General features: G+C 62.4%; 22 protein-coding genes. 18 read left to right on the plus strand and 4 right to left on the minus strand.

Going from position 1 to position 26,307, the window contains the following annotated elements; genetic code table 11:
- Positions 1-17: 17 nt before the first annotated feature.
- The 11 genes from LUU92_RS05655 (at position 18) to LUU92_RS05705 (ending at position 12,677) form a co-directional block, all read left to right on the plus strand.
- On the plus strand, positions 18-1,358 hold the full coding sequence (locus LUU92_RS05655) for an MFS transporter (RefSeq protein WP_092240968.1): 1,341 nt from the start codon (positions 18-20) through the stop codon (positions 1,356-1,358).
- Positions 1,359-1,368: 10 nt separating this feature from the next.
- The gene (locus LUU92_RS05660; RefSeq protein ID WP_257103277.1) at positions 1,369-2,130 is read left to right on the plus strand and encodes an SDR family NAD(P)-dependent oxidoreductase; all 762 of its coding nucleotides are present in this window, start codon (positions 1,369-1,371) and stop codon (positions 2,128-2,130) included.
- Between the two features lie 142 nt (positions 2,131-2,272).
- Positions 2,273-3,022, plus strand: a complete 750-nt coding sequence (locus LUU92_RS05665; RefSeq protein WP_071488652.1) for an SDR family NAD(P)-dependent oxidoreductase — start codon at positions 2,273-2,275, stop codon at positions 3,020-3,022.
- Positions 3,023-3,035: 13 nt separating this feature from the next.
- Positions 3,036-3,335: a hypothetical protein gene (locus LUU92_RS05670; RefSeq protein WP_071488653.1), complete on the plus strand. Its 300-nt coding sequence runs from the start codon at positions 3,036-3,038 to the stop codon at positions 3,333-3,335.
- On the plus strand, positions 3,332-4,306 hold the full coding sequence (locus tag LUU92_RS05675) for a CobW family GTP-binding protein (protein ID WP_257103278.1): 975 nt from the start codon (positions 3,332-3,334) through the stop codon (positions 4,304-4,306). The genes LUU92_RS05670 and LUU92_RS05675 overlap by 4 nt, the downstream gene beginning before the upstream one ends.
- Positions 4,303-5,478, plus strand: a complete 1,176-nt coding sequence (locus tag LUU92_RS05680; protein WP_092240976.1) for an ABC transporter substrate-binding protein — start codon at positions 4,303-4,305, stop codon at positions 5,476-5,478. The genes LUU92_RS05675 and LUU92_RS05680 overlap by 4 nt, the downstream gene beginning before the upstream one ends.
- Positions 5,479-5,831: 353 nt before the next feature.
- Positions 5,832-8,168, plus strand: a complete 2,337-nt coding sequence (locus tag LUU92_RS05685; protein ID WP_257103279.1) for a putative bifunctional diguanylate cyclase/phosphodiesterase — start codon at positions 5,832-5,834, stop codon at positions 8,166-8,168.
- A 211-nt stretch (positions 8,169-8,379) separates the two neighbouring features.
- Complete coding sequence (locus tag LUU92_RS05690; protein WP_257103280.1) at positions 8,380-9,057, plus strand: methylamine utilization protein; 678 nt, start codon at positions 8,380-8,382, stop codon at positions 9,055-9,057.
- The gene (locus LUU92_RS05695) at positions 9,041-11,389 is read left to right on the plus strand and encodes a putative bifunctional diguanylate cyclase/phosphodiesterase (protein ID WP_257103281.1); all 2,349 of its coding nucleotides are present in this window, start codon (positions 9,041-9,043) and stop codon (positions 11,387-11,389) included. Before LUU92_RS05690 ends, LUU92_RS05695 begins: the two co-directional genes overlap by 17 nt.
- Positions 11,390-11,394: 5 nt before the next feature.
- Positions 11,395-12,258, plus strand: coding sequence for a DUF3034 family protein (locus LUU92_RS05700; protein ID WP_222541058.1), 864 nt, complete (start codon positions 11,395-11,397; stop codon positions 12,256-12,258).
- Positions 12,258-12,677 (plus strand): group I truncated hemoglobin, encoded by a 420-nt coding sequence (locus LUU92_RS05705; RefSeq protein ID WP_257103282.1) that lies wholly within the window; start codon positions 12,258-12,260, stop codon positions 12,675-12,677. The genes LUU92_RS05700 and LUU92_RS05705 overlap by 1 nt, the downstream gene beginning before the upstream one ends.
- A 61-nt stretch (positions 12,678-12,738) precedes the next feature.
- On the opposite strand, the gene LUU92_RS05710 is transcribed toward LUU92_RS05705, so the two are convergent.
- Complete coding sequence (locus LUU92_RS05710) at positions 12,739-15,156, minus strand: glucose/quinate/shikimate family membrane-bound PQQ-dependent dehydrogenase (RefSeq protein WP_071488661.1); 2,418 nt, start codon at positions 15,154-15,156, stop codon at positions 12,739-12,741.
- A gap of 536 nt (positions 15,157-15,692) precedes the next feature.
- Positions 15,693-17,711 (minus strand): TonB-dependent receptor, encoded by a 2,019-nt coding sequence (locus tag LUU92_RS05715; RefSeq protein WP_257103283.1) that lies wholly within the window; start codon positions 17,709-17,711, stop codon positions 15,693-15,695.
- Between the two features lie 137 nt (positions 17,712-17,848).
- Between LUU92_RS05715 and LUU92_RS05720 the strand changes: the two genes are divergently transcribed.
- Complete coding sequence (locus LUU92_RS05720) at positions 17,849-18,082, plus strand: VF530 family protein (RefSeq protein ID WP_048720273.1); 234 nt, start codon at positions 17,849-17,851, stop codon at positions 18,080-18,082.
- A 4-nt stretch (positions 18,083-18,086) separates the two neighbouring features.
- Positions 18,087-18,710 carry a Pr6Pr family membrane protein gene (locus LUU92_RS05725; RefSeq protein ID WP_222541060.1) on the plus strand — a complete coding sequence of 208 codons (624 nt, stop codon included), beginning with the start codon at positions 18,087-18,089 and terminating at the stop codon, positions 18,708-18,710.
- Between the two features lies 1 nt (position 18,711).
- Here the strand turns inward: LUU92_RS05725 and LUU92_RS05730 are convergent, their stop codons facing one another.
- A complete protein-coding gene (locus LUU92_RS05730; protein WP_071488664.1) occupies positions 18,712-19,479 on the minus strand; it encodes a siderophore-interacting protein in 768 nt (255 codons plus the stop codon).
- On the minus strand, positions 19,476-20,012 hold the full coding sequence (locus tag LUU92_RS05735) for a PadR family transcriptional regulator (RefSeq protein ID WP_071488665.1): 537 nt from the start codon (positions 20,010-20,012) through the stop codon (positions 19,476-19,478). The genes LUU92_RS05730 and LUU92_RS05735 overlap by 4 nt, the downstream gene beginning before the upstream one ends.
- A 516-nt stretch (positions 20,013-20,528) precedes the next feature.
- Here LUU92_RS05735 and LUU92_RS05740 point away from each other — a divergent pair.
- The 5 genes from LUU92_RS05740 to LUU92_RS05760 all read left to right on the plus strand — a co-directional run bounded on the left by LUU92_RS05740 (position 20,529) and on the right by LUU92_RS05760 (position 26,191).
- A complete protein-coding gene (locus LUU92_RS05740; RefSeq protein ID WP_071488666.1) occupies positions 20,529-21,029 on the plus strand; it encodes a CS1 type fimbrial major subunit in 501 nt (166 codons plus the stop codon).
- A gap of 129 nt (positions 21,030-21,158) precedes the next feature.
- Complete coding sequence (locus LUU92_RS05745) at positions 21,159-23,681, plus strand: CS1-pili formation C-terminal domain-containing protein (protein WP_222541061.1); 2,523 nt, start codon at positions 21,159-21,161, stop codon at positions 23,679-23,681.
- Positions 23,682-23,736: 55 nt separating this feature from the next.
- A complete protein-coding gene (locus tag LUU92_RS05750; RefSeq protein WP_071488668.1) occupies positions 23,737-24,474 on the plus strand; it encodes a pilus assembly protein in 738 nt (245 codons plus the stop codon).
- A complete protein-coding gene (locus tag LUU92_RS05755; RefSeq protein WP_071489096.1) occupies positions 24,474-24,965 on the plus strand; it encodes a CS1 type fimbrial major subunit in 492 nt (163 codons plus the stop codon). The genes LUU92_RS05750 and LUU92_RS05755 overlap by 1 nt, the downstream gene beginning before the upstream one ends.
- Positions 24,966-25,363: 398 nt before the next feature.
- Positions 25,364-26,191 (plus strand): hypothetical protein, encoded by an 828-nt coding sequence (locus tag LUU92_RS05760; RefSeq protein ID WP_257103284.1) that lies wholly within the window; start codon positions 25,364-25,366, stop codon positions 26,189-26,191.
- The last annotated feature ends 116 nt before the right edge of the window (positions 26,192-26,307 follow it).

A 26,307-nucleotide genomic window follows, 5' to 3' on the forward strand; every position in this document is an offset into this window, starting at 1 on the left:
CCCCTGAGGCGCGACCCATGTCCATCTACAACAAGCTTGACCTGACTGGCTGGAAACCCCGGCAACTGACGTCCCAGGAAGTGCGCTTCGCCACCTGGATCGCGTTTTTCGCCTGGGTGTTTGCGGTGTATGACTTCATCCTGTTCGGCACCTTGCTGCCGGAGATTGGCCGGCACTTCGGCTGGGGTGAAGTGGAGCAAGCGGAAATCGCGACCTGGGTCGCGGTGGGCACGGCGGTGGTGGCGTTTGCCATTGGGCCGGTGGTCGACAAGTTGGGCCGGCGCAAAGGCATTATCTTCACCGTGGCGGGTTCCGCGCTGTGTTCGGCGCTGACCGCAATCGGTGGTGCGTGGGGCAAGTCGCCGCTGATTTTGATCCGCTCGTTGGGCGGCCTGGGCTATGCCGAGGAGACCGTCAACGCCACCTACCTGAGCGAGCTGTACGGCGCTTCGGAAGACCCGCGCCTGACCAAACGCCGTGGCTTTATCTACAGCCTGGTGCAAGGCGGCTGGCCGGTCGGTGCGTTGATCGCCGCCGGGTTGACCGCGCTGTTGCTGCCGATCATCGGCTGGCAGGGCTGCTTTATCTTTGCCGCGATCCCGGCCATCGTCATCGCGATCATGGCGCGCAAGCTCAAGGAGAGCCCGCAGTTCCAGATCCACCAGCGCATCAGCGAGCTGCGTAAAAGCGGTGCGGTGAAAGAAGCGCAGAACGTCGCCGTGACCTACGGCGTGGACTACGACGAACACAGCAAGGCCGGCCTCAAGGCCGCCTTCCGTGGCCCGGCGCGCCGCGCCACCCTGGTGATCGGCGCCGCGCTGTTGCTCAACTGGGCCGCGATCCAGGTGTTCAGCGTGCTGGGCACTTCGGTGATCGTCAGCGTGCACCACATCTCGTTCGAGAACTCGCTGATCATCCTCGTGCTGTCGAACCTGGTGGGCTATTGCGGCTATCTGAGCCACGGCTGGATGGGCGACAAGATCGGCCGTCGCAATGTGATCGGCCTGGGCTGGATGCTCGGCGGGCTGTCGTTTGCCGGGATGCTGTTTGGCCCGAGCAATATGCCGATGGTGGTCGGGCTGTACAGCCTGGGCCTGTTTTTCCTAATCGGGCCGTACTCGGCGGCGCTGTTCTTTATCAGCGAGAGTTTCCCCACCAGCATCCGCGCCACCGGTGGCGCGATCATCCATGCCATGGGGCCGATCGGCGCTGTAGTCGCAGGCTTTGGCGCGACCCAAGTGTTGTCTGCCGGCAGCGACTGGCAGACCGCCGCGCTGTGGTTTGGCGCACTGCCGTGCTTCCTCTCCGGAGCGCTGATGTTCGCCGCACGGCATGTGCGTCCGGAAACCGTTCAGTAAGGAGTGATCGATGATCCCTGAAGTTGCCTTGATTACCGGTGCCGCCAGCGGCATCGGCCAAGCCCTCGCGGTGGCCTATGCCCGCGTGGGTGTGGCGGTGGTGGGCGGGTATTACCCGGCCGATCCCCATGACCCGCAGACCACCGTAGGCCTGGTGGAAGAGGTCGGCGGCAAATGCCTGATGCTGCCCTTGGACGTGGGCAATACCGCCTCGGTGGACGCCCTGGCCGAACAGGCGGTGGCGCATTTCGGCCGGTTGGACTACGCCGTGGCCAACGCCGGCCTGCTGCGCCGCGCACCGTTGCTGGAGATGACCGACGCGCTGTGGGACGAAATGCTCAATGTCGATCTCACGGGGGTGATGCGCACCTTCCGTGCGGCCACCCGCCATATGGCTGAAGGTGGTGCGCTGGTGGCGATTTCGTCGATTGCCGGTGGCGTATACGGCTGGCAGGAACACAGCCATTACGCGGCGGCCAAGGCCGGTGTGCCGGGGTTGTGCCGGTCGCTGGCGGTGGAGTTGGCGCCGCTGGGGATTCGTTGCAATGCGGTGATCCCGGGGTTGATCGAGACGCCGCAGTCGCTGGATGCGAAGAATTCGCTGGGGCCGGCAGGCTTGGCGAAAGCGGCGCGGGCGATCCCCTTGGGCCGGGTAGGGCGGGCGGATGAAGTGGCGTCGCTGGTGCAGTTCTTGACCAGTGAGGCGTCGAGTTATTTGACCGGGCAAAGCATCATCATCGACGGTGGCCTGACCGTCCGCTGGCCCGACTGACTAACTGGTTTACTGGGTCCAGTGTGGGAGGGGGCTTGCCCCCGATAGCGGTGCATCAGTCACCGTTGTTTTATCTGAACCACTGCCATCGGGGGCAAGCCCCCTCCCACATTGGACCTGTGTTTTGTTCAGGAGAATTTACATGTCCCAACTTTCAAATCGCCGGGCCGTGATCACCGGCGCCGGCAGCGGCATCGGTGCCGCCATCGCCCGTGCCTACGCCGCTGAAGGTGCACGCCTGGTGCTGGCCGACCGCAATGCGGCCAGCCTCGCGGAAACCGCGATCACCTGCCGCAACCTCGGCGCCGAGGTGTTCGAATGCCTGGCCGATGTCGGTACCGTCGAAGGTGCCCAGGCCAGTGTCGACCGCTGCGTCGAGCACTTTGGCGGCATCGACATTCTGGTCAACAACGCCGGCATGCTCACCCAGGCCCGTTGCGTGGACCTGACCCTTGAAATGTGGAACGACATGCTGCGCGTCGACCTTACCAGTGTGTTCGTCGCCAGCCAGCGTGCGTTGCCGCACATGCTCGCGCAGCGCTGGGGGCGGATCATCAATGTGGCTTCGCAACTGGGCATCAAGGGTGGCGCCGAGTTGACCCATTACGCAGCGGCCAAGGCGGGGGTGATCGGCTTTACCAAATCCCTGGCCCTGGAAGTGGCCAAGGACAATGTGCTGGTCAACGCCATCGCCCCCGGCCCGATCGAGACGCCCCTGGTCGGCGGCATCAGCGACGACTGGAAACGCGCCAAGGCCAGGGAACTGCCCCTGGGCCGTTTCGGCCTGGCGGATGAAGTGGCGCCGGTCGCGGTGCTGCTGGCCAGCGAGCCGGGCGGCAACCTGTTCGTTGGCCAGACCCTGGGCCCGAACTCCGGCGATGTCATGCCATGAGTGAGGTGTAGCCATGTGCGGACTCTGTGGATTGCTTGGCGAAGACCTGCACTGGAGCGACCCCCTGGGCGATGAATTGCCCCGGCGTCGCGAACGCCTGCGCCGGATTGCGGCGATCAACCAGGTATTGGCGGTGTTCCGGCTCAAGGTCGAAGACTTCCAGGGCGCGTCCTATCTGCTATTGGGCGCCACCGGTAAACAGGCATTGGCCAGCGGCCTGGATCAACTCTGGCAAGCTGCCGAGACCTTGCTTGGCCGTCCGTTGGACCCGCTCGATCCGCGCCTGCTGGATCATCTGGAGGCCTGCGTATGAGCATCGCCCTCAACGTCATCACCGGCTTCCTCGGCAGCGGCAAGACCACCTTGCTCAAGCGCCTGCTGCAAGGCGAAAGCCTGGGCGACACCGCGTTGCTGATCAATGAATTCGGCGACGTCGGCATCGACCATCTGCTGGTTGAGGAGGTAGCGCCGGACACCGTGCTGCTGCCCAGCGGCTGTGTGTGTTGCTCGATCCGGGGCGAGTTGAAAGACGCGCTGCTTGACCTGCTGCAGCGCCGCGAGCGCGGTGAAATCCCGGTCTTCAAACGGGTGATCCTGGAGACCACAGGCCTGGCCGATCCGGCACCGATCCTCGCCACCCTGAACAACGATGTGCAACTGCGCGGGCGTTTCCATATCGGCCTGGTGATCACCCTGGTCGACGCCAGCCACGCAGCCCTGCAAGAACGCCTGCACCCGGAATGGCTGGCGCAGGTGGCGGCGGCGGATCGCTTGCTGCTGAGCAAGACCGATCTGGCGAGGGATTGCGCAGCGCTACGTACCCATTTGCAGGCACTCAATGCCGGCACGCCGATCTTCAATACCCAGGATATTCACGGCGGCGACCAGTTGCTGCTCGGCGAAGGCCTGCGCAGCGCCGAGCCCGCCGTTGAAGTCAGCCGCTGGCAGTTGCATCGCACCCCCACTGCCACTCACGGCGCCGCGCAAGTGTGCAGCCTGACGTTCGACCAGCCACTGGACTGGGTGGGGTTCGGGGTGTGGTTGTCGATGCTGTTAAGATGCCACGGCGAACGAATCCTCCGGGTCAAAGGGCTGCTCAACGTGAACGCCAGTAACGCTCCCATCGTCATCCATGGCGTGCAGCACTGCCTGCACGCACCGGTGCATCTGCCGGCGTGGCCGGGCAGTGATCGCCAATCGCGCCTGGTGTTCATCCTGCGCGGCCTCGACCCTGCGCTGTTAAGGCGCTCGTTTGAAGTCTTTTCGCGGCGGTGGGCGACATGATCACACTGCGCGTCCTCGGCACCTCCGTGACCCTGCTTGAATGCCTGCGCGTACGTGCCGAACAAGAGCTGGGCATTCGTCTGGTGTACCAGGTGCACGATGTCGAACAGGCCCAGCGTATTGCGGTGATGCAGCCCGACAGCTACGACCTGTACGACCAGTGGTTCCACAACGTCGACTTTGTGTGGCCGGCCCAGGCGATCCAGCCTATCGACACCCGGCGCATCGCCTTGTGGCATGAAATCAACGACCTGCCCAAGCGCGGGCGCCTGTCGGCCGACGACCGCCTGGGCAGTGGCAGCGTGCCCAGTGAGCGGCTGTTCGTGCAGCACGACGGCAGCCTCGGCAGCACGGTCACCGAGCGCATCAGCATGCTGCCGCTGACCCACAACGCCGACAGTTTCGCCTACCGCCCCGAGCGCTTGCCCGACGGTTTTTGCCACGGTAACGAGAGCTGGGGCTGGCTGCTGGACCCGGCTTGGCGTGCGCGCACCGCGCTGCAAAGCGACGCCGCCATCGGCGCCCTGGATGCCGCGCTGGCGGTGCAGGGCGCGGGGCTGGCCAGCTTCAGGGACATCGGCAATATGAGCATCGAAGAGATCGACGTGCTCGCTGACATACTGGTGCGTAAACAGAAAGAAGGGCACTTTGCGGCGTTCTGGTCCGACGATGAAGAAGCTGCGCAGTTGATGCTCAGCCCGAGTATCGATATCCAGAGCCTGTGGTCGCCGACCCTGATGCGTCTGCATCGCGCAGGGGTGAAATACCGCCTTGCCGTGCCGCGTGAAGGGTATCGCGCGTGGTTTGGCGGGTTGTCGTTGTCGCGGCATGCCAAGGGGCCGGTGCTGGATGCGGCGTATGCGTACTTGAATTGGTGGCTGTCCGGCTGGCCCGGGGCGGTGATGGCGCGCCAGGGTTACTACATTGGTAACCCCGCGCGCAGTCGTGATCACTTGAGCAGTGCCGAATGGGATTACTGGTATGCGGGGTTGCCGGCGCGGGAGGAGTTGTTGGGCAGCGATGGGTTGCCGTTGATCGATGTGGGGGAAGTGCGGGACGGGGGGTCGTATGAGCAGCGCATGGGGCATATTGCGGTGTGGAATTCGGTGATGGATGAGCACAATTATCTGGTGCGGCGGTGGGGGGATTTCATGCGGGCTCGGGGTGGGTGATTGTGTTCATATCAAGGTCGTTAAGTAGAACCGGCGATAACTACCCTGTGGCAAGCCCGCTCGCCACAATTGCAGTGTTCGCAACTGTAAGAGTGGAGCCATAAGCCGCCGTTATCCAAATAACGGATATGTACTCAACTCAAAACCTCAGCCAACCCTTTGTCGCCAAAAAACCGCCACCCAGTTCCCCGGCTTTATTGGGTGCACATACGCCCACTCCCAGCTAATCTCCTCAAATCGAATATTCAATAAAAATGGATATTTTTTTGACGCCAGGTCAGCAGTCGCAGGGAATGCACATGACAAAGGGACGTAGTGGCAGAGAGAGGCGAACGCTGCCAGAGGGCACTGCGATGAAGTGGCGCCACACGTTCCAGACCCGCATCGCCGGGGTGCTCGCGCTGCTGCTGCTGGTAGTCGTGGCCGCCACCTATTTCTCGGTAAAGACCGCCACCGCCCGCGCTGTGGAAAACCAGGCGCAAGTCCAACTGAAAACCGGCAGCCAGGTGTTCGAACGCTTGCTCGATCTGCGCGGGCATCGCCTGCAATACGGCCTGGACTGGCTGACCGCCGACCTGCCGTTCAAGCAAGCCGTGGCCGACGGCAAGACCGTGCCGATCCTTGCTGCGTTGCGCCGTCACGGCACGGGTATCCGCTCCAGTGAGGTGTTTGTGCTGGGCCTGGATGGCAAGGTCATGGTCAGCACGTTGCCGATCCTCACCCGTGGCCAGGTTTTCCCCTACGACGATGCCCTGCGTCACGCGCGGCGCACGGGGCTGCAGATGTTGATCGTGGCCATGGATGGGCGTCCGTATTTGTTGGTGCAGGATGAAGTACTCGACCCGCTGCCTATCGCTCGCATCGTCATGGGGTTCCCCATGGACAAGCTGTTCGCCAGTGAACTGCGTTCCATGAGCAACCTGGAGGTGTCGTTCCTCAGCGTGCAGGACGGCAAGCCCGGCGCGTTGTTCAGCACGCAGCCGGACGCCTACCAGGCCGGTACCCTCAGCCTGTTGCGCGACGGGCATATCGACCCCGAACCGCGGATCCATTTGTTCTACGGCCAGCGTGTGCTCAGCCAGGTATTACCGCTGGCCAACACCGGCGACGGCGATGATGTGCGGGTGCTGTTGCAAAGCCCGCTGGACCACGCCCTGGAATCCTTTGCGCCGCTGGACCGGCAGTTCCTCGGGATTGCCCTGGCGGTGCTGGTGGTGTCGTTGGCCGGCGCGTTGTTTTTGGCGCGGCGGGTGTCGCGCCCGCTCAATGCGCTGGTGCAGGCGGCCGAACGCATCGGCGCCGGTGACTACCGCACGCCGGTGCGGGTGCGCAGCCATGATGAGTTCGGCCTGTTGGCCCGTGCGTTCAACGCCATGCAAAGCGGCATCGCTGTGCGTGAGCGGCAACTGGCGCACAACGCGTTGCATGATCCGCTCACCGGCCTGCCCAATCGCGCCCTGGCGATGGAGCGCCTGGGCAGTGCGATCAGCGCCGGCAGGCCGGTGGTGTTGCTGTATGTGGGGATCGAAAATTACCGGGTGATCAACGAAGGCTTTGGCCCCGAAGGTGTCGAGGAAATGCTGCGCGAAGCCAGTCGCTGCCTGGCCATGAGCCTGTTGGCCAGCGACACCGCGGCACGTATTGCCGGCAGTGAGTTTTTGCTGTTGCTGGAAAACACCGAGGTCGACCGCGCCGTGGCCCGCGCCGACCGCCTCTACGCGCTGCTCACCGAGCCCCAGCGCATCGGCAATGACGAACTGCGCCACGAAGTCAGCATCGGCATCGCGGCTTACCCCGCCGACGGCCAGCAAGTGGAAGAGTTGATCAGCCGCGCCGCCATCGCCCGGCATGACGCCGCGAGCCTGCCGGGGCATCTGCAGATCTACCAGCAGGACCGCGACCTGGCCCATCAGCGCCAGATCACCCTGATCCGCGACCTGCGGCGTGCGGCCATCGAGGGCGAGTTGTTCCTGTGCTACCAGCCCAAGCTCGACCTCAAGCACGGCCATGTGCGTCAGGCCGAAGCCTTGTTGCGCTGGCAGCACCCGACCCTGGGCCAGGTGTCTCCCGCCGAGTTCATCCCCCTGGCCGAACGCACCGGCAGCATGAGCAGCCTGACGCTGTGGGTGATCGAAGAAGCGGTGCGCCAGATCGCCGAGTGGGCGCAGCGCGGCCTGCTGATCCAGCTGTCGGTGAATATTTCGGTGGACGACCTGGCTGATGACGACCTGGCGATTCGCGTCACCGCGCTGTTGATGCAGTACCAGGTGGACGCCGGGCAACTGATCTTCGAGATCACCGAAAGCGCGATCATGCACAACCCGCAACAGGCCCTCAGTGTGCTGGAGCAACTGCGCGGTTGCGGTATCAGCCTATCGGTGGATGACTTTGGTACCGGCTACTCGTCCCTCGCGCAATTGCAGCGCTTGCCGGTGCAGGAGTTGAAGATCGACCAGTCCTTCGTGCGCAACCTCGACAGCACCAGCGGCGACGCCGTGATCGTGCGCTCCACCATCGAGATGAGCCACAACCTCGGACTCAAGGTAGTGGCCGAGGGCGTGGAGTTCGCCCCCAGCCTCAAGCTGCTCAAGCAGTGGAATTGCGACACCGCCCAGGGCTACCTGATCAGCCGCCCGCTGAACGCGATGGCGTTCGAGATGTGGATGCGGCGTGAGCGGGTGCCGATCTAGAAAAGCCTTTCCCTTCGACTGCAGATTTTCAAAACAGCGTCGATAACCTCTACAAGGCTTGACCGAATGCATAGTTTTTTGCCGACAGGCGGTTATGTATTGCTGTAAAACCGATGATGGCAATTGGCCTTGCTTGCGTCATCATGCATGCACTTCAATGTTTCTGTGCCAAGGCAGGCTGCTCTTTCAGCTCATTTCCTGCGGATCGACCATGGCTTGGATTTTTCACTCGTTACTTCGTACAGCACTGTTGCTGGCTGTGGGCGGCCCCGCATCGGCGGCGACGCTTGAGGTGTTGGCCCAGCAGGTCGACGGTCAACCTGTTGCCGATGCAGTGGTCACCTTGCACGGCCCGGCGCAGGCGCCGCAAGGCGTGCTCAAGGCGGATATGGACCAGCGCGGTCAACGCTTCGCGCCCCATGTACTGGCAGTGCACACCGGTACCCAGGTGCGCTTCCCCAACAGCGACAATATTCGCCATCAGGTGTATTCGTTCTCCGCTGCCAAGCGCTTCGAACTGCGCCTTTACGAAGGCACGCCCACTGACCCGCTGCTGTTCGACAGGCCCGGCGTGGTGGTGCTGGGCTGCAATATCCATGACTGGATGCTCGGCTATATCTACGTCACCGATGACCCGCGTTTCGGCGTCAGCGATGCCCAGGGCCGTGTGCGCCTGGAACAGTTGCCGGCCGGTGACTACCACCTCACCGTGTGGCATCCGCAACTGGCAGATATGCAGCCGTTGGATGGCGGCAGCTTGCACATGCCTGCTGCCGGGCTCAGCCACCGTGTGACGTTGAGCCTGGAGCCCGCACCGGCGGATTTGCCGCCGCCGCCCAGCGCCTTTGGCGATGCCTTCAATCGAGCCGCCCATGAAACTGCGCAGTAGCTTCCAGGCGCGGGTCGCCTGCGTGTTGATCGTGCTGTCACTGGTGGTGATCGGCGCGCTGTATTTCAGCGTCAAGGCCGCCACCCGCTCGGCGGTCCACGGCCAGGCCCTGGCCCAGCTGGACGTGGGCACGCGGGTGTTCGAGCGCTTGCTCGACACACGCGGTCGGCGCCTGGCCGATGGTGTGCAGTTGTTGGCGGCCGACTTCGGTTTTCGCGATGCGGTCGCCAGTGGCGATTCGGCAACCCTGCGCTCGGTGCTGCTCAACCACGGCAAGCGCATCAACGCCAGCGACATGATCCTGCTGGGCATGGACGGAAAAGTCCTGGCCAGCACCCTGGAGGACGTTTCGGAGGGCTCGACCTTTCGCTACGACCAGGCCCTGCGCGAAGCCCGGCGCAATCGTCAGGCGATGCTGGTGGTGCCGTTGCAGGGCGAGCCGCATCTGTTGGTAGAAGCTTCGGTGCTGGCGCCGTTGCCTATCGCGCGGGTGGTAATGGGATTCAGCATGGACGCGGCATTTGCCGATGAGCTGCGTTCGCTGAGCAACCTGGAAGTCTCGTTCCTGGCGATTGATCATGACCGCCCCGGCGAGCTGGTCAGTACCCAGCCGCAAGCACTGCGCCAGAGCATCAGCGCGCTGATGCTGGGCGACTCGACGCGGCGTGGCGTGTCCACCACCGCTCACCTTGAGCACCGCTTCCTCAGTCAATCGCTGGTATTGGCCAGTGATGAAAACGGCAAAGTCCTGGCCCTGCTGCAAAGCCCGCTGGATGCGGCGATGCAGGCCTTTGTGCCATTGGATGAAAAGATTCTCGGGATTGCCCTGGTCGCGCTGATCGCTTCATTGATCGGTGCCTTGCTGCTGGCGCGCACGGTGTCGCGTCCGGTGCAGGCCTTGGCGCAGGCGGCCGAACGCATCGGCAGCGGCGACTATCAGACCCCGGTGGTGCTGGCGCGCAGTGATGAACTGGGGCGCCTGGCCCTGGCGGTCAACGCGATGCAAAACGGCATTGCCGAGCGCGAACAACAGCTGGCGCACAATGCCTTGCATGATCGCGTCACCGGCCTGCCGAACCGTGCGCTGGCCATGGAACGCCTGGGCAGTTCGATTGCCCTGCAACGCCCGGTGGCCCTGATCTACCTGGGCATCGACAACCTGCGCGCCGCCAGCGAAACCGCCGGCCCCGAAGCGGTGGACCAACTGCTGATCACGGTCAGCCAGCGTCTGCAAGCGGCGTTGCGCCCCGGCGATACCGTGGCGCACCTGATCGCCGACGAATTCCTGCTGCTGCTCGAAGGTGCGGGCAGCGACGAAGCGGTGGGCATGGCCGACAAACTGCAACAGCTGCTGCTGCGTCCCCAGCGCATCAACGGCCATGACCTGGCGCTGGATTGTCGCCTGGGCATCGCGGTGTACCCGGTTGATGGTGAAAGCCCGCACACCTTGCTGGAACGCGCGGCCATCGCCATGAAGGACGCCGCGCAAATGCCCGGCCGCCTGCAAATCTATGAGCAGGGCCGCGACCTGGCGCACCGCCGCCAGATTACCCTGATCCGTGACCTGCGCCACGCGGCCAACCAGGGTCAACTGTTGCTGCACTACCAGCCCAAGCTGGATATCCGCCAGGGCCATGTGCGTCAGGCCGAAGCGCTGTTGCGCTGGCAGCATCCGCAGTTCGGCATGGTCTCCCCGGGGGAATTCATCCCGTTGGCCGAACGCTCGGGCAGTATCCAGTTGCTGACCCAATGGGTGATCGAGCAGGGCATTCGCCAGTTGTGCGAATGGAACCGGCGCGGCCTGTCCTTGCAACTGTCGCTGAACATCTCGGCGGACGATCTGCTCGGCGATGAGCTGGCCCACCGGGTCTCGGCATTGCTGTGTCGCTATGGTTTGCCGGCCGAACAACTGCTGTTTGAAATCACCGAAAGCGCGGTGATGCGTGAGCCGGAAAAAGCCCTCAAGGTGCTCAACTTGCTGCGCGATTGCGGTATCGGCCTGTCGGTGGACGATTTCGGCACCGGCTATTCGTCACTGGCGCACCTCAAGCGCCTGCCGGTGCAGGAGTTGAAGATCGACCAATCCTTTGTGCGCAACCTCGATGAAACCAGTGAAGACGCAGTGATCGTGCGCTCCACCATCGAGATGAGCCACAACCTGGGCCTCAAGGTCGTTGCCGAGGGCGTCGAATACGCCCACAGCCTGCGCCTGCTGGAGCGCTGGCACTGCGACACGGCCCAGGGTTACCTGATCAGCCGGCCGTTGAGTGCCGACGCCTTCGAAGCCTGGATGGCCTTGCCGCTCAGTGCGCAAACGTCCCTGGTTCATTGAGTGACATGACCGTGCGTTTTTCTTTCCTGATCGGTTGCCTTGGCGCACTGGCCCTGCAAACGGCACTGGCCGACAACGGCCGCCTGATCGCTACCGGCGGCGCCAGCAGTATCGAAGGTGCGGCGGGCGGTGGGATCACACCCTGGGCAGTGCTGGCCGGATACGGCGAACAGCACGAATGGGGGGCCACGGCGTTCGCGACCACGGTCAACCTGCCGGATTATCGGCTGGACGTGGCCGGGCTGGCGCTGGCCTACGACAACCGCATCGAGGTGTCTTTCGCCCGCCAGCGCTTTGACCTCGGCAGCCTGGTGCATAAGCTCAAACTGCCCGAGGACAACCTGGGCCAGGACGTGCTTGGCCTCAAGGTGCGCCTGTTCGGTGATGTGATCTACGACGCGCTGCCCCAGGTTTCCCTGGGCCTGGAATACAAGCACCAGACGAACTTTGATATCCCCAGCCTGGTGGGCGCCAGGCGCGACAGCGATGTCGAAGGCTACCTGGCCGCCAGCCGCCTGTTCATGGGCGCCGCGTTTGGCTACAACGTGCTGGTCAACGGCAGCCTGCGCTACAGTCGGGCCAATGAAACCGGCTTGCTCGGCTTTGGCGGCGACCGCCGCGACAGCCGCAGCCTGCTCAAGGAAGGCTCGCTGGCGTTGCTGCTCAACCCGCGTTGGGCGGTGGGCGTGGAGTACCGTGAGAAGCCCGACAACCTGTCGTTTGCCGGCGAAAGTGATTGGGCGGATCTGTTCGTGGGGTACTTCCCCAACAAGCATGTGTCGTTTGTATTGGCTTATGCACGGCTTGGCGAAATCGCCACGCTGGACCACCAGAACGGCACGTATTTGTCCGTGCAGGGGAGTTTCTGATGCGCTGTTTACCGCTGGTTTTCGTCCTGCTGCTCAGCGCCTGCGCGCAGCAACCGCCCAAGGACGACAGCCTCTATCGCGACCTCGGCGCCATGCCCGGCATCACGCGGATCGTGGAGGGCATGTTGCTCAACATCGCCCGGGATGAACGCATCGTCGAGCGCTTCCGGCGCATTGATATCCAGCGCCTGCGCAACAAGCTGATCGAGCAGTTCTGTGTGGAGGCGGGTGGGCCGTGCACCTACACCGGTGACAGCATGGCCGAGAGTCACAAGGGCCAGAATGTGAGCCGCAGTGATTTCAATGCGTTGGTGGAGGACTTGATCAAGGCGATGGACAGCGAGGGAATCGCGGTGCCGGTGCAGAACCGCTTGATTGCGCGGTTGGCGGTGATGCGCGGTGAAGTCATAGAACACTGATAAAAAATGTGGGAGGGGGCTTGCCCCCCTCCCACAGTGACAGTTCTGTTGCCGGTGTCGCTTATTCCGGCAGTTTGAACGCCATCACATAGTCACCCTGCTTGGTGCCCAGTGAACCGTGACCGCCGGCCATGACCAGCACGTACTGCTTGCCATCCTTGCCGGTGTAGGTCATCGGGGTGGTCTGCGCGCCGGCTGGCAGGCGACCTTCCCACAGTTGCTTGCCGTTTTTCACGTCGTAGGCACGCAGGTACTGGTCGAGGGTGCCGCTGAGGAACGCGACGCCACCGGCGGTGGTGAAGGTGCCACCCAGGCTAGGCACGCCCATGGTCAGCGGGACCGGAACCGGCGAGCTGTCACGCACGGTGCCGTTCTTGTGCATCCAGATGGTTTTGTGGGTGGTCAGGTCGACCGCGGCCACATAACCCCATGCCGGTGCCTGGCACGGCAGGCCCATTGGCGACAGCAGGGCTTCGAGGATCACGCCGTACGGCGCGCCTTTGTTCGGCTGCACGCCTTCGGTTTCGCTGACGCGCGGGCCTTGCTTGGCGATGTCGGCCGCCGGGATCAGCTTGGACTTGAACGCCATGTAGCTCGGGTTGACGAAGGCAATCTGGCGCACCGGGTCGACGGAAATGCCACCCCAGTCAAACACGCCGAAGTTGCCCGGGTACACGATCGAACCTTGCAGTGAAGGCGGGGTGAACGCACCGTCGTAGCGCATGGATTTGAAATCGATGCGGCACAGCAGTTGGTCGAACGGTGTCACGCCCCACATGTCACGCTCTTTGAGCGGCGGCGGCATGAAGTTCAGGTCCGACTTCGGCTGGGTTGGCGAGGTGTGGTCGCCCGCGACGGCGCCTTGCGGCACGGCCACTTCGTGGATCGGCACCACGGGTTGGCCGGTGGCGCGGTCCAGCACGTAGATGCTGCCTTGCTTGGTCGACGCCATCACCGCCTGCTTCACGCCGGCTTCGGTCTTGATGTCGATCAGCGACGGCTGGCCGCCTACGTCCATGTCCCACAGGTCATGGTGAGTGAACTGGAAGGTCCACTTCACATGGCCGCTGTCGATGTCCAGGGCGGTCAGGCCGGCGCTGTATTTTTCCGAGTCTTCGGTACGGTCGCCGCCGTATTGGTCGGGCATCTGGTTGCCCATCGGCAGGTACAGCATGCCGAGTTTTTCATCCACGGCGAACATGGACCACATGTTCGGCGAGTTGCGGGTGTACGTCTTGCCTTCGGCCAACGGGGTGGTGTCGTCCGGGTTGCCACTGTCCCAGTTCCACACCAGCTTGCCGGTGTGCACGTCGAACGCGCGGATCACGCCGCTGGGCTCGTCGGTGGAGACGTTGTCGGTGACGTGGCCGCCGATCACCACCAGGTTCTTGGTGACGGCCGGTGGCGAGGTGGAGTAGTAACCGCCTGGGGCGAAGCTGCCGATGTTGGCACGCAGGTCGACCTGGCCTTTGTCGCCGAAGTCTTCGCACATCTTGCCGGTGTCGGCGTTGAGGGCGATCAGGCGGGTGTCGGCGGTTGGCACGAAGATGCGTTTCGGGCAGGCGTTCGGTGCGGCGGCCGGGCTGGCGCTGCCGGTCGGGCTTTGCTCGGAAGCGTACACGGCGTCATCGTGATACGACACGCCACGGCAGGTCATGTGCGCCCAGCCCTTGAAGTTCTCGGCCCCCTGGCTGCTGATCTTCGGATCGAAGCGCCAGATTTCCTTGCCGGTGTCCGGGTCGAGGGCAATTACCTGGCTGTGCGGGGTGCACACGTAGAGCATGCCGTTGACTTTCAGCGGGGTGTTTTCCGCGGTTGTCTCGCCTGGATCATTCGGGCCAGGGATGTCACCGGTGCGGTAGGTCCACGCTGGTACCAACTTGTGGGCGTTTTCCGGGGTGATCTGCGCCAGCGGCGAGTAACGGTCACCGTAGGCCGAACGGCCGTAGGAGTTCCAGTCGCCATCGGCCTGGGACGGCGCAGCGCTGGCCATGCCTGGCACCGCGTCGCGGTCCAGTTGGCCGGTCTTGACCATCTCACCCGGGTTGGTGAACTGGCTGGCCAGGGCGGTAGCACCTGCCAACACCACGGCGACGCTCAGCGCGCCAGTGCCCAGTGGGGCAGGTTGGCCGCGCAGCAACGGACGGCGGAACCACGGCAGCAGCATGACGATACCCAGGGCGAACAGCAGCGCCAGGCGCGGCACCAACTGCCACCAGTCCAGGCCGACTTCCCACAGCGCCCACACGGTACTGGCGAACAACACCAGTGCGTACAGGCCCAGCGCGGCGCGGCGGGTGGCCAGCAACAGGATGCCGGTCAGGGTGATGCCGATACCGGCCAGCAGGTAGTACAGCGACCCGCCGAGCATCGTCAGCTTGATACCCCCGGCCAGCAAGGCCAGGCCCATGATCAGCAGCAAGACGCCTAGCAACCTGGGCAGCAGGCGGCTTGGGCTCGAAGCACCATCAGTGCTCATAGTGTGTTTCTCCGTGACGTTGGAATTATGTGACCCCGTGCTTCACTGTAGATGACGATTCGGCACGGGCTTGGTTCAGCGTTAATTCGGTTTTTCTGGGGATAAGTGGGGTTATCCACAGACGGGCGATTTATCCCCAGGCGCAGCTCGGGGTAAGACAGCGCTGTCTTTGCAGGTGGGAATAATCAGCAAGATGAGGTCGACCGGGGGGCGTGAAACGTTTCAGTTTGTTGCGGCAAGGATAAAGGGAGAGGGCTTCAAGAGAAAGCGTAAATCGCAAGATGCATCATTTCAGATTTGGTAACAGTGACAGATAGTCGCTGCAACGTTGGCTTCATGAAACCCTGCCCTGTGGCGAGCGGGCTTGTTGTGGCGAGCGGGCTTGCCCCGCGTAGGGCTGCGAAGCAGCCCCCTGTCAATTCACCGCATTCTTTGAAAAAGACTCAGTGACTGGTTTTGGGGCTGCTGCGCAGCCCTACGCGGGGCAAGCCCGCTCGCCACAGTAAGCGGGTTGCTACAGGCTGGGGGGAAAATTTTTAGAAGGTGGTTCGAACGCCGAACTGCACACTTCTACCCGGCGCCGGGGCAATATCGCGCAGGATCGAGCTGGCATAGCGCACGGTCTGGTTGGTCAGGTTCTCGCCGTTCACGAACGCCAGCCATTGGCTGCCACCCATATTGAAGTGATAACCCATGCTGGCGCCGAGGGTGGTGTAGCCATCGGTGCTGCTTTCGTTATCCGGCACGCGACCCTGGCCCGCCGCGTGTTCCACATCGATACGTGCCTGCCAGCGGTCCAGTTCCCACAGCAAGCCGCTGTTCAAACGCAACGGTGCGATACGCGGCAGGGCTTCGCCGGTGTCGAGGTTGGTCGCACGGGTGTAGTCGCCCGACAGTTCCAGCGCGAACTTACCGTAGGCGCTTTCGCCAAGTTTCCAGTGTTCCTGGGCTTCAAAGCCGGCGAAGCGTGCCCGCACGCCAGAGTACTTGTACTCAGGGATGCCGCCCGCGTCTTCTTCGCCTTCATCGTTCAGCGTGCGACCGCTGCCCAACAGCCCGATGTAGTTGGAGAAGCGGCTGTAGAACACCCCGAAGCTGCCCTTGTGGGTGCCATTGTCAAAGCGCAGCGCCAGGTCGCTAGACACTGCTTTTTCTTTTTTCAGGTTGGCATCGCCCAGCTCGTAGGTGCCGGTGGCGACGTGGGCGCCGTTGGCATACAGCTCGTAGAAGGTCGGTGCACGCTCGGTGTAGCCCAGGGTGGCGGCCAGGGACCACACGGGTGTGAGGGTGTAGACCGCACCCGAAGACAAGCTGCCGGCGGTGAAGTCATTGGATTTGTCGGCATTGGCAAAACGCGCGTTGCCCTTGGCATCCGGGTCGACGCTGGTGTGTTCCAGGCGCCCGCCGAGGCTGAGTTTGAGGCGCTCGGTGGCCTGCATTTCTTCGAGGATAAACAGCGCGCCGGCGTTGGTGTCGGTCTGCGGCACGAAGGCCTCTTCGCCGAGGGCGGAGAACTCGTTGCGGGTCACTTGCGCCCCCACCACGCCGTCGAACGGGCCAAGCGGCTGGTGGCGGGCTTCTACCCGGGCTTCATACCCCTTGTTCTTGAAGATCGTACCGGTTTCGCCCCCTTCGATTTCGCGGTGCTCGTAGTCGGTGTAGCCCGCGTCGAGTTTCACCGAGGTGAACGGCCCCTGCAGGTTGCGGATTTCCGAAGCGAAGGCGTAGTGATCCTGCTTCATGCGGATGCGCACATCCTGTTCGGCAGGGGAGCCGTAGTTGGCGTCGTAGTTGCTGTAGGACAACCCGGCATAGCCGTCGTCCCAGGTGTAGGAACCGCCCACGGCACCGCCGTCCTGGCGCCCGTCGCTGTTGCCCAGGCGGCCATTCTTGCCGGGGACGTCGTCGGTTGCCGGGGCGTGGCGGCTGCGCGCCTGGCCGGGGATTTTCAGGTCGTTGAATTCCCGCGCGTTGGCGTCCAGGTGCAAGGCGAACGTGCCGTTACCTGCCTCCAGTTTGCCGGCGCTGCTGCGCGTGGTGTCGGCGCCGCCGTAGCGCAATTCACCGGCACCGTGGATGCCTTCGATGGCTTCGGTGGGGATGCGGTTGTCAAAAGTGTTGACCACGCCACCGATGGCGCTGCCGCCATACAACAGCGCCGCCGGGCCGCGCACGATTTCAACGCGATCCACGTTGACCGGGTCCAGCGGCACCGCGTGGTCGTAGGACAGCGACGACGCATCCAGCGCGCCCACGCCATTGCGCAGGATGCGAATGCGGTCGCCATCCTGCCCGCGGATGATCGGCCGGCTGGCGCCCGGGCCAAAGTACGACGACGACACGCCTGGCTGCTTGTTCAGGGTTTCGCCGAGGCTGCCCTTTTGTTGCAGGGTCAGGTCATCGCCTTCCAGCACGGTGGTCGGCGAGGCGAGCTGCTCGCTGCCCAGCGGGTTGCCGGTGATGACTTGGGGTTGCAGCTCCAGGGCATGGGCTTCGGAGCCGATCAGCAGGGCGGCGGCGAGCGGGGACAGGCGCCATAGGGAAGAGAAGAGCATTGGGCATTCCTTTGTAAAGCAACGAAAAGATTTGAGATTTGTAGTTACAATATAACATCTCTTTTTCGCTGAAAACGGGAACTTTTTTGATCGTGCTAAAGTGCGCAGCTGTGTGTTCTCTTTTCTAAAGGCCTGGCATGACCGCGACAAGCAACGACCCTCTCCACGGCGTGACCCTGCAACACGTCCTCACCACCCTGGTGGAGCATTACGAATGGGCCGGCCTGGCCGAACGTATTGACGTGCGCTGCTTCAAGAGCGACCCGAGCATCAAGTCGAGCCTCACGTTCTTGCGCAAGACCCCGTGGGCGCGGGAAAAAGTCGAAGGGTTGTACGTGAAACTGATGCGTACCAAACGCCCGCTGGACTGATCCCATGAAGCGGTTTGTGGCTGCGGCGGCGCTTGCTGGTTGGGTGGGGTTGGTGATTCAGCAATACCTGATTTTCTATTCGCGCTGGGAATCCGGCGCCAGCTTGATGGGCGGGCTGGTCAATTTTTTCAGTTTCTTCACCGTGCTCACCAACACCCTCGCGGTGGTGGTGTTGAGCTATGCGCTGGTGAGGCGCGATTCACCCGCGAAGCGGTTTTTCCTCGCGCCCGGCATCAGCAGTGGGATCGCCGTGAGCATCCTGGTGGTGGGCCTGGCTTACAACCTGTTGCTGCGGCATCTGTGGCAACCCGAAGGCTTCCAGTTCATTGCCGACGAGTTGCTGCACGACGTAATGCCGGTGCTGTTTTTTATCTACTGGTGGCAGTGCGTGCCCAAGGGCAACCTGCACCTCAGGCACATCGCCGGCTGGGTGATTTACCCGCTGGTGTACTTCGCCTATGTGCTGCTGCGGGGGGATTTGCTCGGGCAGTATCAGTACCCGTTCATTGATGTGGGCACCCTCGGTTATCCACAGGTGTTCGTGAATGCGGGGGGCATTCTGGCGGGGTTTGTCGCGATAGCAGGGGCGGTGGTGGGGCTGGACAAGCTCATCAAGCCCCAGCCCTGATTCATTCTTCGTCGCTGCCTTCGGCGCGCCAGTAACCGACGGCCTTGAGGAACTCCTCCTTGACCTGGTGCGTGTCCAGCAGCACGCGGCGCACCTGGCGCGACAGCTTGGTTTCGGTGGCGACAAAGCTGTACAGCGAGCCACTCGGCAGCGTCAGTTTGCGCACGGTGTCGAGCAGGTCGTCCTGGCCGCGAATCACCCAGACTACCTGGACGTCGGCCGCGCTTTGCAGCGCCTGCTTTTCGGCTGTATTGGCGATCTCGATCACGGCCAGCACGGTGCGCCCGGCCGGCAACTCTTCCAGGCGGCGAGCGATGGCCGGGATGGCGGTTTCATCGCCGATCAACAGATAACTGTCGAAGATATCCGGCACGATCATCGAGCCCCGTGGCCCGCCGATGTACAGGTGTTGGCCAACCTGCGCCTGCTCGGCCCAGGTAGACGCAGGGCCGTCGCCATGCAGCACGAAGTCGATATCCAGCTCACCGATGCTCAGGTCGAAACGCCGCGGCGTGTAGTCGCGCATGGCCGGTTGCGGCCCGTCGCCCTTGATGGCGAACGTCGGGCTTTCCAGCGCGGCCTGTTCGGCGGCGTTCTGGGGGAACAGCAGCTTGATGTGATCGTCACTGCCCAGGCTGACAAACCCGGCCAATTCTGGCCCGCCCAGGGTGATGCGACGCATGCGCGGGGTGATGTCCACCACCCGCAGCACCTGCAGGCGGCGACGTTTGATTTCGTGGGTAACGCGATGGATGGTTTGCGTATTCATTGGTTTTCCCCGTCGACAATGGCCTGGGCGGTGCTGTTGAGCAGCGCCGCGACACGCACGATTTCTTCCGGGCTCCAGCGCCCGTGGTGCGAATGCAAGGCATGGCGCAGGTTGTGCACCGCCTCGTGGATTTCCGGCGGTCGGTCCTGGCCGCGCAGCGCGCGCTTGCTCACGTCCATGCGCAGACGAATACCGTCGAGGGCAACCGTCTGCTCGCTTAAGAAGAGACGACCGGCGTCGGTGATTGTGTAGCGTTTTTTCCCGCCTTCGGTGTCGCCGCTGATCAACTCGCTTTCTTCAAGAAAGGTCAGCGTGGGGTAGATCACCCCGGGGCTGGGGCTGTAGGCGCCGTCGAACAGGCTTTCGATCTGGCGGATCAGGTCATAGCCGTGGCAGGGCTGCTCGGCGATCAGCGCCGGCAGCAGCAATTTCAGATCGCCTGGGGCAAAGACCCGCGGGCCGCGGCCACCGCGTTCGCGACCGCCGCGTTTTTCGAAGCCGTCGTGGCTGTCGTGGTGAGGGTGTCCTCTCATTTCGCTTCTCCTGTCGTGTTTAGATACAACGTAAGATATATCTTATAGATAGGGCAAACGCACCCGACCAACGGCACGCAAGGCATTACGAGCTTGGCAAGCAGGCTGAAAGTTTCGAGTTATTCAACTCTGTATAAATAGAGCTATTACTCAAGTCGTGAGTGGTGTGCTCTTACACGCGTTGTCGGCACGCGAGAGTTGGAGTTTTTATGCGCATGTCATACTGTTCTTACAAACGTGTTCGGTGCGTAATTATTCTCGTTTATTATCAAGTAGTCTGTTTCTTACAGTTGATTTTAAAGTTTTGGCAAAATGCCACTTTTTTCCCATATTACTAGGTGTGTCTTGGCTACATGAAGTAGAGAAGCGGACTGCTTACTTGGGCTTTTATTTTGAGAATACTGGTTGGGCATAGGGCGAGACGGTACGTTCGTCAATGCAAGTTGTTGAAAAGTTTGCGTAATGCAGGTTTTTAATGACTCCACTAAATTGTTTTTAGCCAACAGGTATATCGCTATGTTGAAACAACTTTCCGTCGCGGCCGCTCTGGTCGCGGTCGCCTTGAATTCAACCCTGGTCGTTGCCGCCGATGACGCGCGCACCGCCATTAACATCAAGGCCGACATCCCGACCAAGCAGTTCCATGCTCAGCCACGGGACCCGAACTTCGGTAAAGACGAAACCATGAACTACAACCCGGTGAGCGGTGAACTGAGTTCCCTGCGCGCCACGTTCGATGTGAAAAACACCGACGGTTCGGTGCATGCCTACATCGAAGGCGGCCCGTCTTCGGCAGCGCTGTACAACGGTTCCAACAGCATTGCGCTGACCAACACCTTCAACGGCGTCACCCTGACTGGCACCCCGCAGGAAGTGGTGGACGACCCTCAATCCACCCCGGGCACCCAGGCCGACCTGGTGATCACTCCGGCCAAGCCGACAGACACCCAGAATGGCCTGTACACCGCCAGTTACACGGTGATCTTCGACGCCGTGCCGCGTACGCCGAATCCGTAACCGACGCGGAGCACCCCTGGCCCCGTGATCGCGACGATCACGCGGGCATTGACCCAAGGTCGGTCGCCGGCAATGGCTGCCGACCTTGTCAAGCAGCCCTGACTGTGCGTATTTACGAGTATTCCGTTCATGTTTTCGAAGACGCCTATTGCGGGCGCGCTGGCGCTATTGATGTGCGCCGGCGCCCTGGCCGCGCCGACAGCGCCTGGCACGACGCCGGGCAGTTTGCTGTCACAGTCCAAGGGATTGCCAAACGATTTCGAAGAGCACTTTTTTGACGTGCCCTTGGCCGTGCGCGTGGAACTGGACCAACAGTTTCTCGGCGAGGCCATGATTGTGCTGGATCGCAATGACCGTATTACCTTGCTGGAATTCACAGACGCCAACGATAGTCCCTTCGCGGCTTCAGAACGGGCCAAGTGGCAGCAACTCCTGCAACAGGGAATGACCCTTGGAAGTTGCGAAAGAAGTTGCCCAGAGCAACTCCTGGCGATGCACTACAGCCTGGAAAACTCATTGGTCTCGATCCTCACCGAGAACGTCGAGCGCACCACGCAGACCAAGCGTTATTACGACCAGCCGGAGGCCGGAAGCCTGGGTCTGATCGTCAATAACCAATTGAACCTCAATGGTGGGCAGGATGAAGCGTTGGGCGGCCGTTATGGCCTGGAAGCCAGCGCCAGCGTCGGCAATTGGACCCAGGCACTGAACCTGCAACTGTCGCGTTTCGGCGGCACCGATACCACGCTGTACCACGCCGTGCATGAGCTTTACAGCCAGCGTGAAATGGAAGGCAACTTCCTGCGCCTGGGTTACTTCACCCCTGGCTCCGATGGCCTCACGCGGCAGGTCCGCTCATTCGGCGCCAACCCCGACACCGCCGTGGGCCTGATGTACGGCAGCTCCGACAGCCTGCTGATCAACAACCCCAAGCCCAGCGTGTACCCGATTTACGTCACCGCCAGCCGCCAGGCGTCGGTAGAGATCTACCGTAATGGCCTGTTGATCAATAGCCAGCCGGTGGCGGCGGGGTTGCAGACCCTCGACACACGCTCGCTGCCGGGGGGCATCTATGAAGTAGAGGTGCGTCTGATCGAAGACGGGCTGACCACGGCCACCACCCAGGAACTGGTGTACAAACCCAACAACTGGCGCAATGCCGACGAACGCTGGCGCTATAACACCTTCGTCGGTCGGGAAACCAAGCTGCTCAGTAACTGGGACGAACAAGCCACCGGGTTCATGACCTACGGCGCCAGCGCCAACTACCTGGCCCATCCACGGGTAATCCTGGGCCTGTCCACGCGCAAAGTGCGCGAGAAGATGCAATACGGCACGTCCATCGACTGGACACTGGCCAACAGCACCAGCCTCTACGCCAACGTCTACCAGACCCAGGACCATGGCACCGGCCTGGATATGCAAGGCCTCTACAGCTACGGGCACGGCAGCGTGGTACTCAGCCACAACCGCAGTTGGCTGGACACCCGCCGCACCTACGAGATCCTCCCCGACGGCACACGGCTGCGGCCGCGGACCGCCTTTATCGGCCAGACCAGCAACTCGTCGCTGTCGATCAACCATCGATTGAGCAACAAGAGTTCGATCAACTCGCGCCTGTCCTACAGCCAGGGCAACGTCGAAGGGGTCGGCCTGGACCTGGGTTGGAACCAGCGCGGCAAGCTTCTTGGCAGCGATGCCAACTGGCGCTTTTCGGTGTTCGATCGCCCGGCCACCTCCAGCACCGGCGACAAACGCAACGTGGGCGTCGACGTGAGCGTCAGCCTGGCCCTGGGCGGGCCCAACGAGCAATGGTCCGCCAGCCTCGGCACGCGCACCGCCCGTGATGGCAGCCGCGACAACAATGGCTCGCTGACCTACCAGCGCACCCTGGACGATCACATGCTGCAAAGCGTGTCGGCCACGGCGATTGCCGATACTTACGGCGTCGGGTTGTCCGGTCGCACCAGCTTCCAGACCGATGCGCTGTACGGCGATGCCTTTGCCCAGCGTTCCTCCTTCAACAACAAGATCACCGGTGGCTTGAACCTGAGCAGTACCGTCGCGGTGGGCGGGCAGAAAGTTGCCCTGAGCAGCCAGCCCCAAGGCCACGGCGCCGGGATGATCGTGGATGTGGAGACCGACCTGGACGACATCACCCTGCGCGCCGATGACCTTACCGGCGGCAGCAGCACCCTGCGGCCGGGGCGCAACTTCGTGCCCATCACCGCCTACAAGAACAGCACCCTGAGTTTCGACTTCGAGGGCAACCATCCACCAGCGGCCAACATTCAGCCGGCGCGGTCCAGCTACCACTTGAACAAGGGCGGGGTGGGCTACCGCAAGATCAGCGTGATGAAAACCGTCACGGTGCTCGGTCGCCTGCTGGATGCCCAGGGCCGGCCGCTCAAGGGGCACCACGTGATCAATCACGCCAGTCGCGGGGTCAGCGAGGTCGACGGGTTCTTCTCCATGGAGATGAACGCCAGCTCGCCCACCCTGGAAGTGCGCTACGCCAACCAGTTGCTCTGCCAGTTCCGCCTTGACCCCAGCCAGGCGCGCCAGGAGAGCGATGTGCTGATGATCGGTGATCTGCGCTGTACCCCCGACACCCTGGCTGAGGCCACCCTGGGCACGGCAACAGCGGGTTGAATAGTTCCTGGATAAACGGCCGCGTTTGGCCGCTTGCAAAACATGAGGTTGTGGCATGAAACGTTTTTGGTTGTTATGCGTATGTCTTTTCTCCCTGGGGGCCCAGGCGGGCCCGCAGATCAACGTAGGCGTGGTCTACGACTACCTGGAGGCGGGTAAGAGCACCTATATGAAACGGGTGTTCAATGGCGGCACCTCCACGGCATTCGTCAAGGTCAACATCCTGGAAATGATCTACGACGCCGATGGCTCCTACCGTGAAGTACCGTTGCAGAACCAGCCCGGGGCCGCTGCGCGCGATGGCCTGATGGCCAGCCCGGCGCGGCTGATCGTACCGGCCAACGGCACCCAGGGCACGCGCCTGCTGTTCATGGGCAACCGTGACAAGGAACGCTACTTCCGCGTGCGCTTCGTACCGGTGGTGCCCGAGACCGAAGACGAGTTCGCCGTCACCGAAGAAGAGCGTAAGCAATACAAAGACAGCCTGGCTGCTGGCGTACGCGTGCTGGCCGGTTACGGCACGGTATTTTTCGTACGCCCCAGCAACGTGCGGTTTGACACCCAGGTGCGTGACGAAGGCAAGCGCTACACCTTGGTCAACAAGGGCAACAGTGTCGTGGTGGTCGATGAATTCAAGGACTGCTCGGCGGCCAATACCCTGGAATGCCGGCCGACGGTCAAGCACCACATCATGGCCGGTCGTTCCTATGGATTCGATAAAGAGCCTGGCCGCTCCTACCGCTTCAGCCTGATCGAAGGCAGCGAGAAAAAACCGATGGAGGTCAAGGGGTGATCACACTCTTCAAGACGCTGGCATTCGCCTCGCTCAGTGCTATTTGCGTGTTGCCCTCGGCCCGGGCTGCGGTAGAGCGGGAAACCTTCGAGGTATTCGTGGAGATTCCCACAGCCCAGTTTTATGTGCTGCCGGTGGACCCGATGCTGGTGCATCGCGAGCAGACACTGGACTACAACCCGATATCGGCGCAACTGAGCCCGCTGCGTGCGCAGTTCGATGTCAAAAACATCAGCGGCTCGATTGGCGCGCGGTTGGATGCCGAACCATTTCTGTACAACGGCAAAGACCGTATCGACCTGCGTGTGACTTTCAACCAGCAGGTGCTGGGGCTGGCGTCCACTGAGGTAGTGTCCAGCGCCGACGCCGCGCCGGGCAAGCGGGTGGCCCTGGAAATCGCAGCGATCAAACCGGCGGATGAGTACGCGCCGGGCAACTACTACGGCACGGTGCACATGGTGTTCGATGCCATTGCGCCAGGAGTGAACTGATGGCCTTTTTACGCGCCAGGCACTGGGCCTGCGTCCTTATTCTAATGTGGGTATCGGGTGCGGCCCAGGCCGGCACCGCTGAGGTTCGGGCCAAGTTTCGTCCCGACCCCAGCAACCCTATGGTCAACCGTTTTACCAACGTCACCCCCAGCACCGGGTTCTGCCAGCATTTTGCTTATTATTGTGATCCCAGGGGCTGGTTCAGTTTGAACTTGCCCGTGGGGGTGATAACGGGGGCGCCGGTTGCCGCCAACCATGACGATCCGCGCCAGGGGGTTTACCTGAAGATACCGTCTGAATGGCGAACCGTCTCGGTTAACAACGATAAAGGTGATACCGGCGAACTTGAGGTACGTATCTCGGGAATTGGCGGTTGGGCCCGTCATGGCGGGGACGTCATGCAGATCACCAATGGTGGCGGCTATGAAGCGTTATGGAGCAGTGGTCGCTGGCATAAAGCGCCGGCACCGTGCCTGCCCACGGGGGTGCTCAATGGCACCAGTTACCAGGTTCAATGGCTCTGGCTAGTGCCGGAATACGCCGGAGCCTGCGTCACTCAGGCCTTGTTTAATCTGCCTGTTTTTTATTACGCCAGCCTGTACTTTACCTATGAACTGCGTACCCCCAACCCACTGAGCATGCCAGCGGGAACCTACCATGGGCAGATGCTTTACACTGTGGGCCCTGGCATGGACTTCGACTTTGGCGACATCACCCTGGCCAACGACAATACCTTCCTGGTTAATTTCGAGCTGGATGTCGACCACATCTTCAAAGTCGAAGTGCCTCCCGGCGGCAACCGCGTGCAGTTGGAGCCCCAGGGAGGTTGGCAGGCCTGGCTGCAGAACGGGCGCAAACCGACCCGTCTGTACCGCGACCAAACCGTCAACCTGTGGACCAGTACCCACTTCAAGATGACCCTGGAATGCGGCGTGCCGATGGGCAATACCTGCAGCGTAAGCAATGGTACGCACCAGGTGCCGCTGGACCTTGCGGTCACGTTACCGGCAGGCTTGAGCGACGCTGCCGGGCGCCCGGTCAATCACCTGCCTCTGCGCCTGGACGGCAGCGGCAGCGAACGTTTCCAACCCAATCGTTACATCGACCGCAAACCCAGTACCCTGCACTTTGCAGTCCAGGCCGATGCAGTCGCGCAGATGCTCGAGCAGGGCAGCGGCACCACTTATTCCGGCACGGCCACGGTGGTCTGGGACTCCGAGATCTGAAGCGTGGGCTCAAGCGCCGGCGGGGGCGACTGGCGGTGGACAGCTACTGGTCCGGGGCATGACAACTGATCGGGGTTATCAGACAAAACGCGGGTTAGGTCACAAAGCCTGGGGGC

The organism is Pseudomonas extremorientalis (assembly GCF_024584605.1).
Classification (GTDB): Bacteria; Pseudomonadota; Gammaproteobacteria; order Pseudomonadales; family Pseudomonadaceae; genus Aquipseudomonas; species Aquipseudomonas extremorientalis.

Bases quoted from the DNA above. Each gene is read 5' to 3' on its own strand.
- LUU92_RS05700 (WP_222541058.1), top strand. From the start codon at position 11,395: ATGACCGTGCGTTTTTCTTTCCTGATCGGTTGCCTTGGCGCACTGGCC.
- LUU92_RS05685 (WP_257103279.1), top strand. From the start codon at position 5,832: ATGAAGTGGCGCCACACGTTCCAGACCCGCATCGCCGGGGTGCTCGCG.
- LUU92_RS05715 (WP_257103283.1), bottom strand. From the start codon at position 17,711: ATGCTCTTCTCTTCCCTATGGCGCCTGTCCCCGCTCGCCGCCGCCCTG.
- LUU92_RS05655 (WP_092240968.1), top strand. From the start codon at position 18: ATGTCCATCTACAACAAGCTTGACCTGACTGGCTGGAAACCCCGGCAA.
- LUU92_RS05665 (WP_071488652.1), top strand. From the start codon at position 2,273: ATGTCCCAACTTTCAAATCGCCGGGCCGTGATCACCGGCGCCGGCAGC.
- LUU92_RS05750 (WP_071488668.1), top strand. From the start codon at position 23,737: ATGAAACGTTTTTGGTTGTTATGCGTATGTCTTTTCTCCCTGGGGGCC.
- LUU92_RS05720 (WP_048720273.1), top strand. From the start codon at position 17,849: ATGACCGCGACAAGCAACGACCCTCTCCACGGCGTGACCCTGCAACAC.
- LUU92_RS05735 (WP_071488665.1), bottom strand. From the start codon at position 20,012: ATGAGAGGACACCCTCACCACGACAGCCACGACGGCTTCGAAAAACGC.
- LUU92_RS05670 (WP_071488653.1), top strand. From the start codon at position 3,036: ATGTGCGGACTCTGTGGATTGCTTGGCGAAGACCTGCACTGGAGCGAC.
- LUU92_RS05675 (WP_257103278.1), top strand. From the start codon at position 3,332: ATGAGCATCGCCCTCAACGTCATCACCGGCTTCCTCGGCAGCGGCAAG.
- LUU92_RS05690 (WP_257103280.1), top strand. From the start codon at position 8,380: ATGGCTTGGATTTTTCACTCGTTACTTCGTACAGCACTGTTGCTGGCT.
- LUU92_RS05705 (WP_257103282.1), top strand. From the start codon at position 12,258: ATGCGCTGTTTACCGCTGGTTTTCGTCCTGCTGCTCAGCGCCTGCGCG.
- LUU92_RS05740 (WP_071488666.1), top strand. From the start codon at position 20,529: ATGTTGAAACAACTTTCCGTCGCGGCCGCTCTGGTCGCGGTCGCCTTG.
- LUU92_RS05730 (WP_071488664.1), bottom strand. From the start codon at position 19,479: ATGAATACGCAAACCATCCATCGCGTTACCCACGAAATCAAACGTCGC.
- LUU92_RS05710 (WP_071488661.1), bottom strand. From the start codon at position 15,156: ATGAGCACTGATGGTGCTTCGAGCCCAAGCCGCCTGCTGCCCAGGTTG.
- LUU92_RS05745 (WP_222541061.1), top strand. From the start codon at position 21,159: ATGTTTTCGAAGACGCCTATTGCGGGCGCGCTGGCGCTATTGATGTGC.
- LUU92_RS05695 (WP_257103281.1), top strand. From the start codon at position 9,041: ATGAAACTGCGCAGTAGCTTCCAGGCGCGGGTCGCCTGCGTGTTGATC.
- LUU92_RS05680 (WP_092240976.1), top strand. From the start codon at position 4,303: ATGATCACACTGCGCGTCCTCGGCACCTCCGTGACCCTGCTTGAATGC.
- LUU92_RS05660 (WP_257103277.1), top strand. From the start codon at position 1,369: ATGATCCCTGAAGTTGCCTTGATTACCGGTGCCGCCAGCGGCATCGGC.
- LUU92_RS05760 (WP_257103284.1), top strand. From the start codon at position 25,364: ATGCAGATCACCAATGGTGGCGGCTATGAAGCGTTATGGAGCAGTGGT.
- LUU92_RS05725 (WP_222541060.1), top strand. From the start codon at position 18,087: ATGAAGCGGTTTGTGGCTGCGGCGGCGCTTGCTGGTTGGGTGGGGTTG.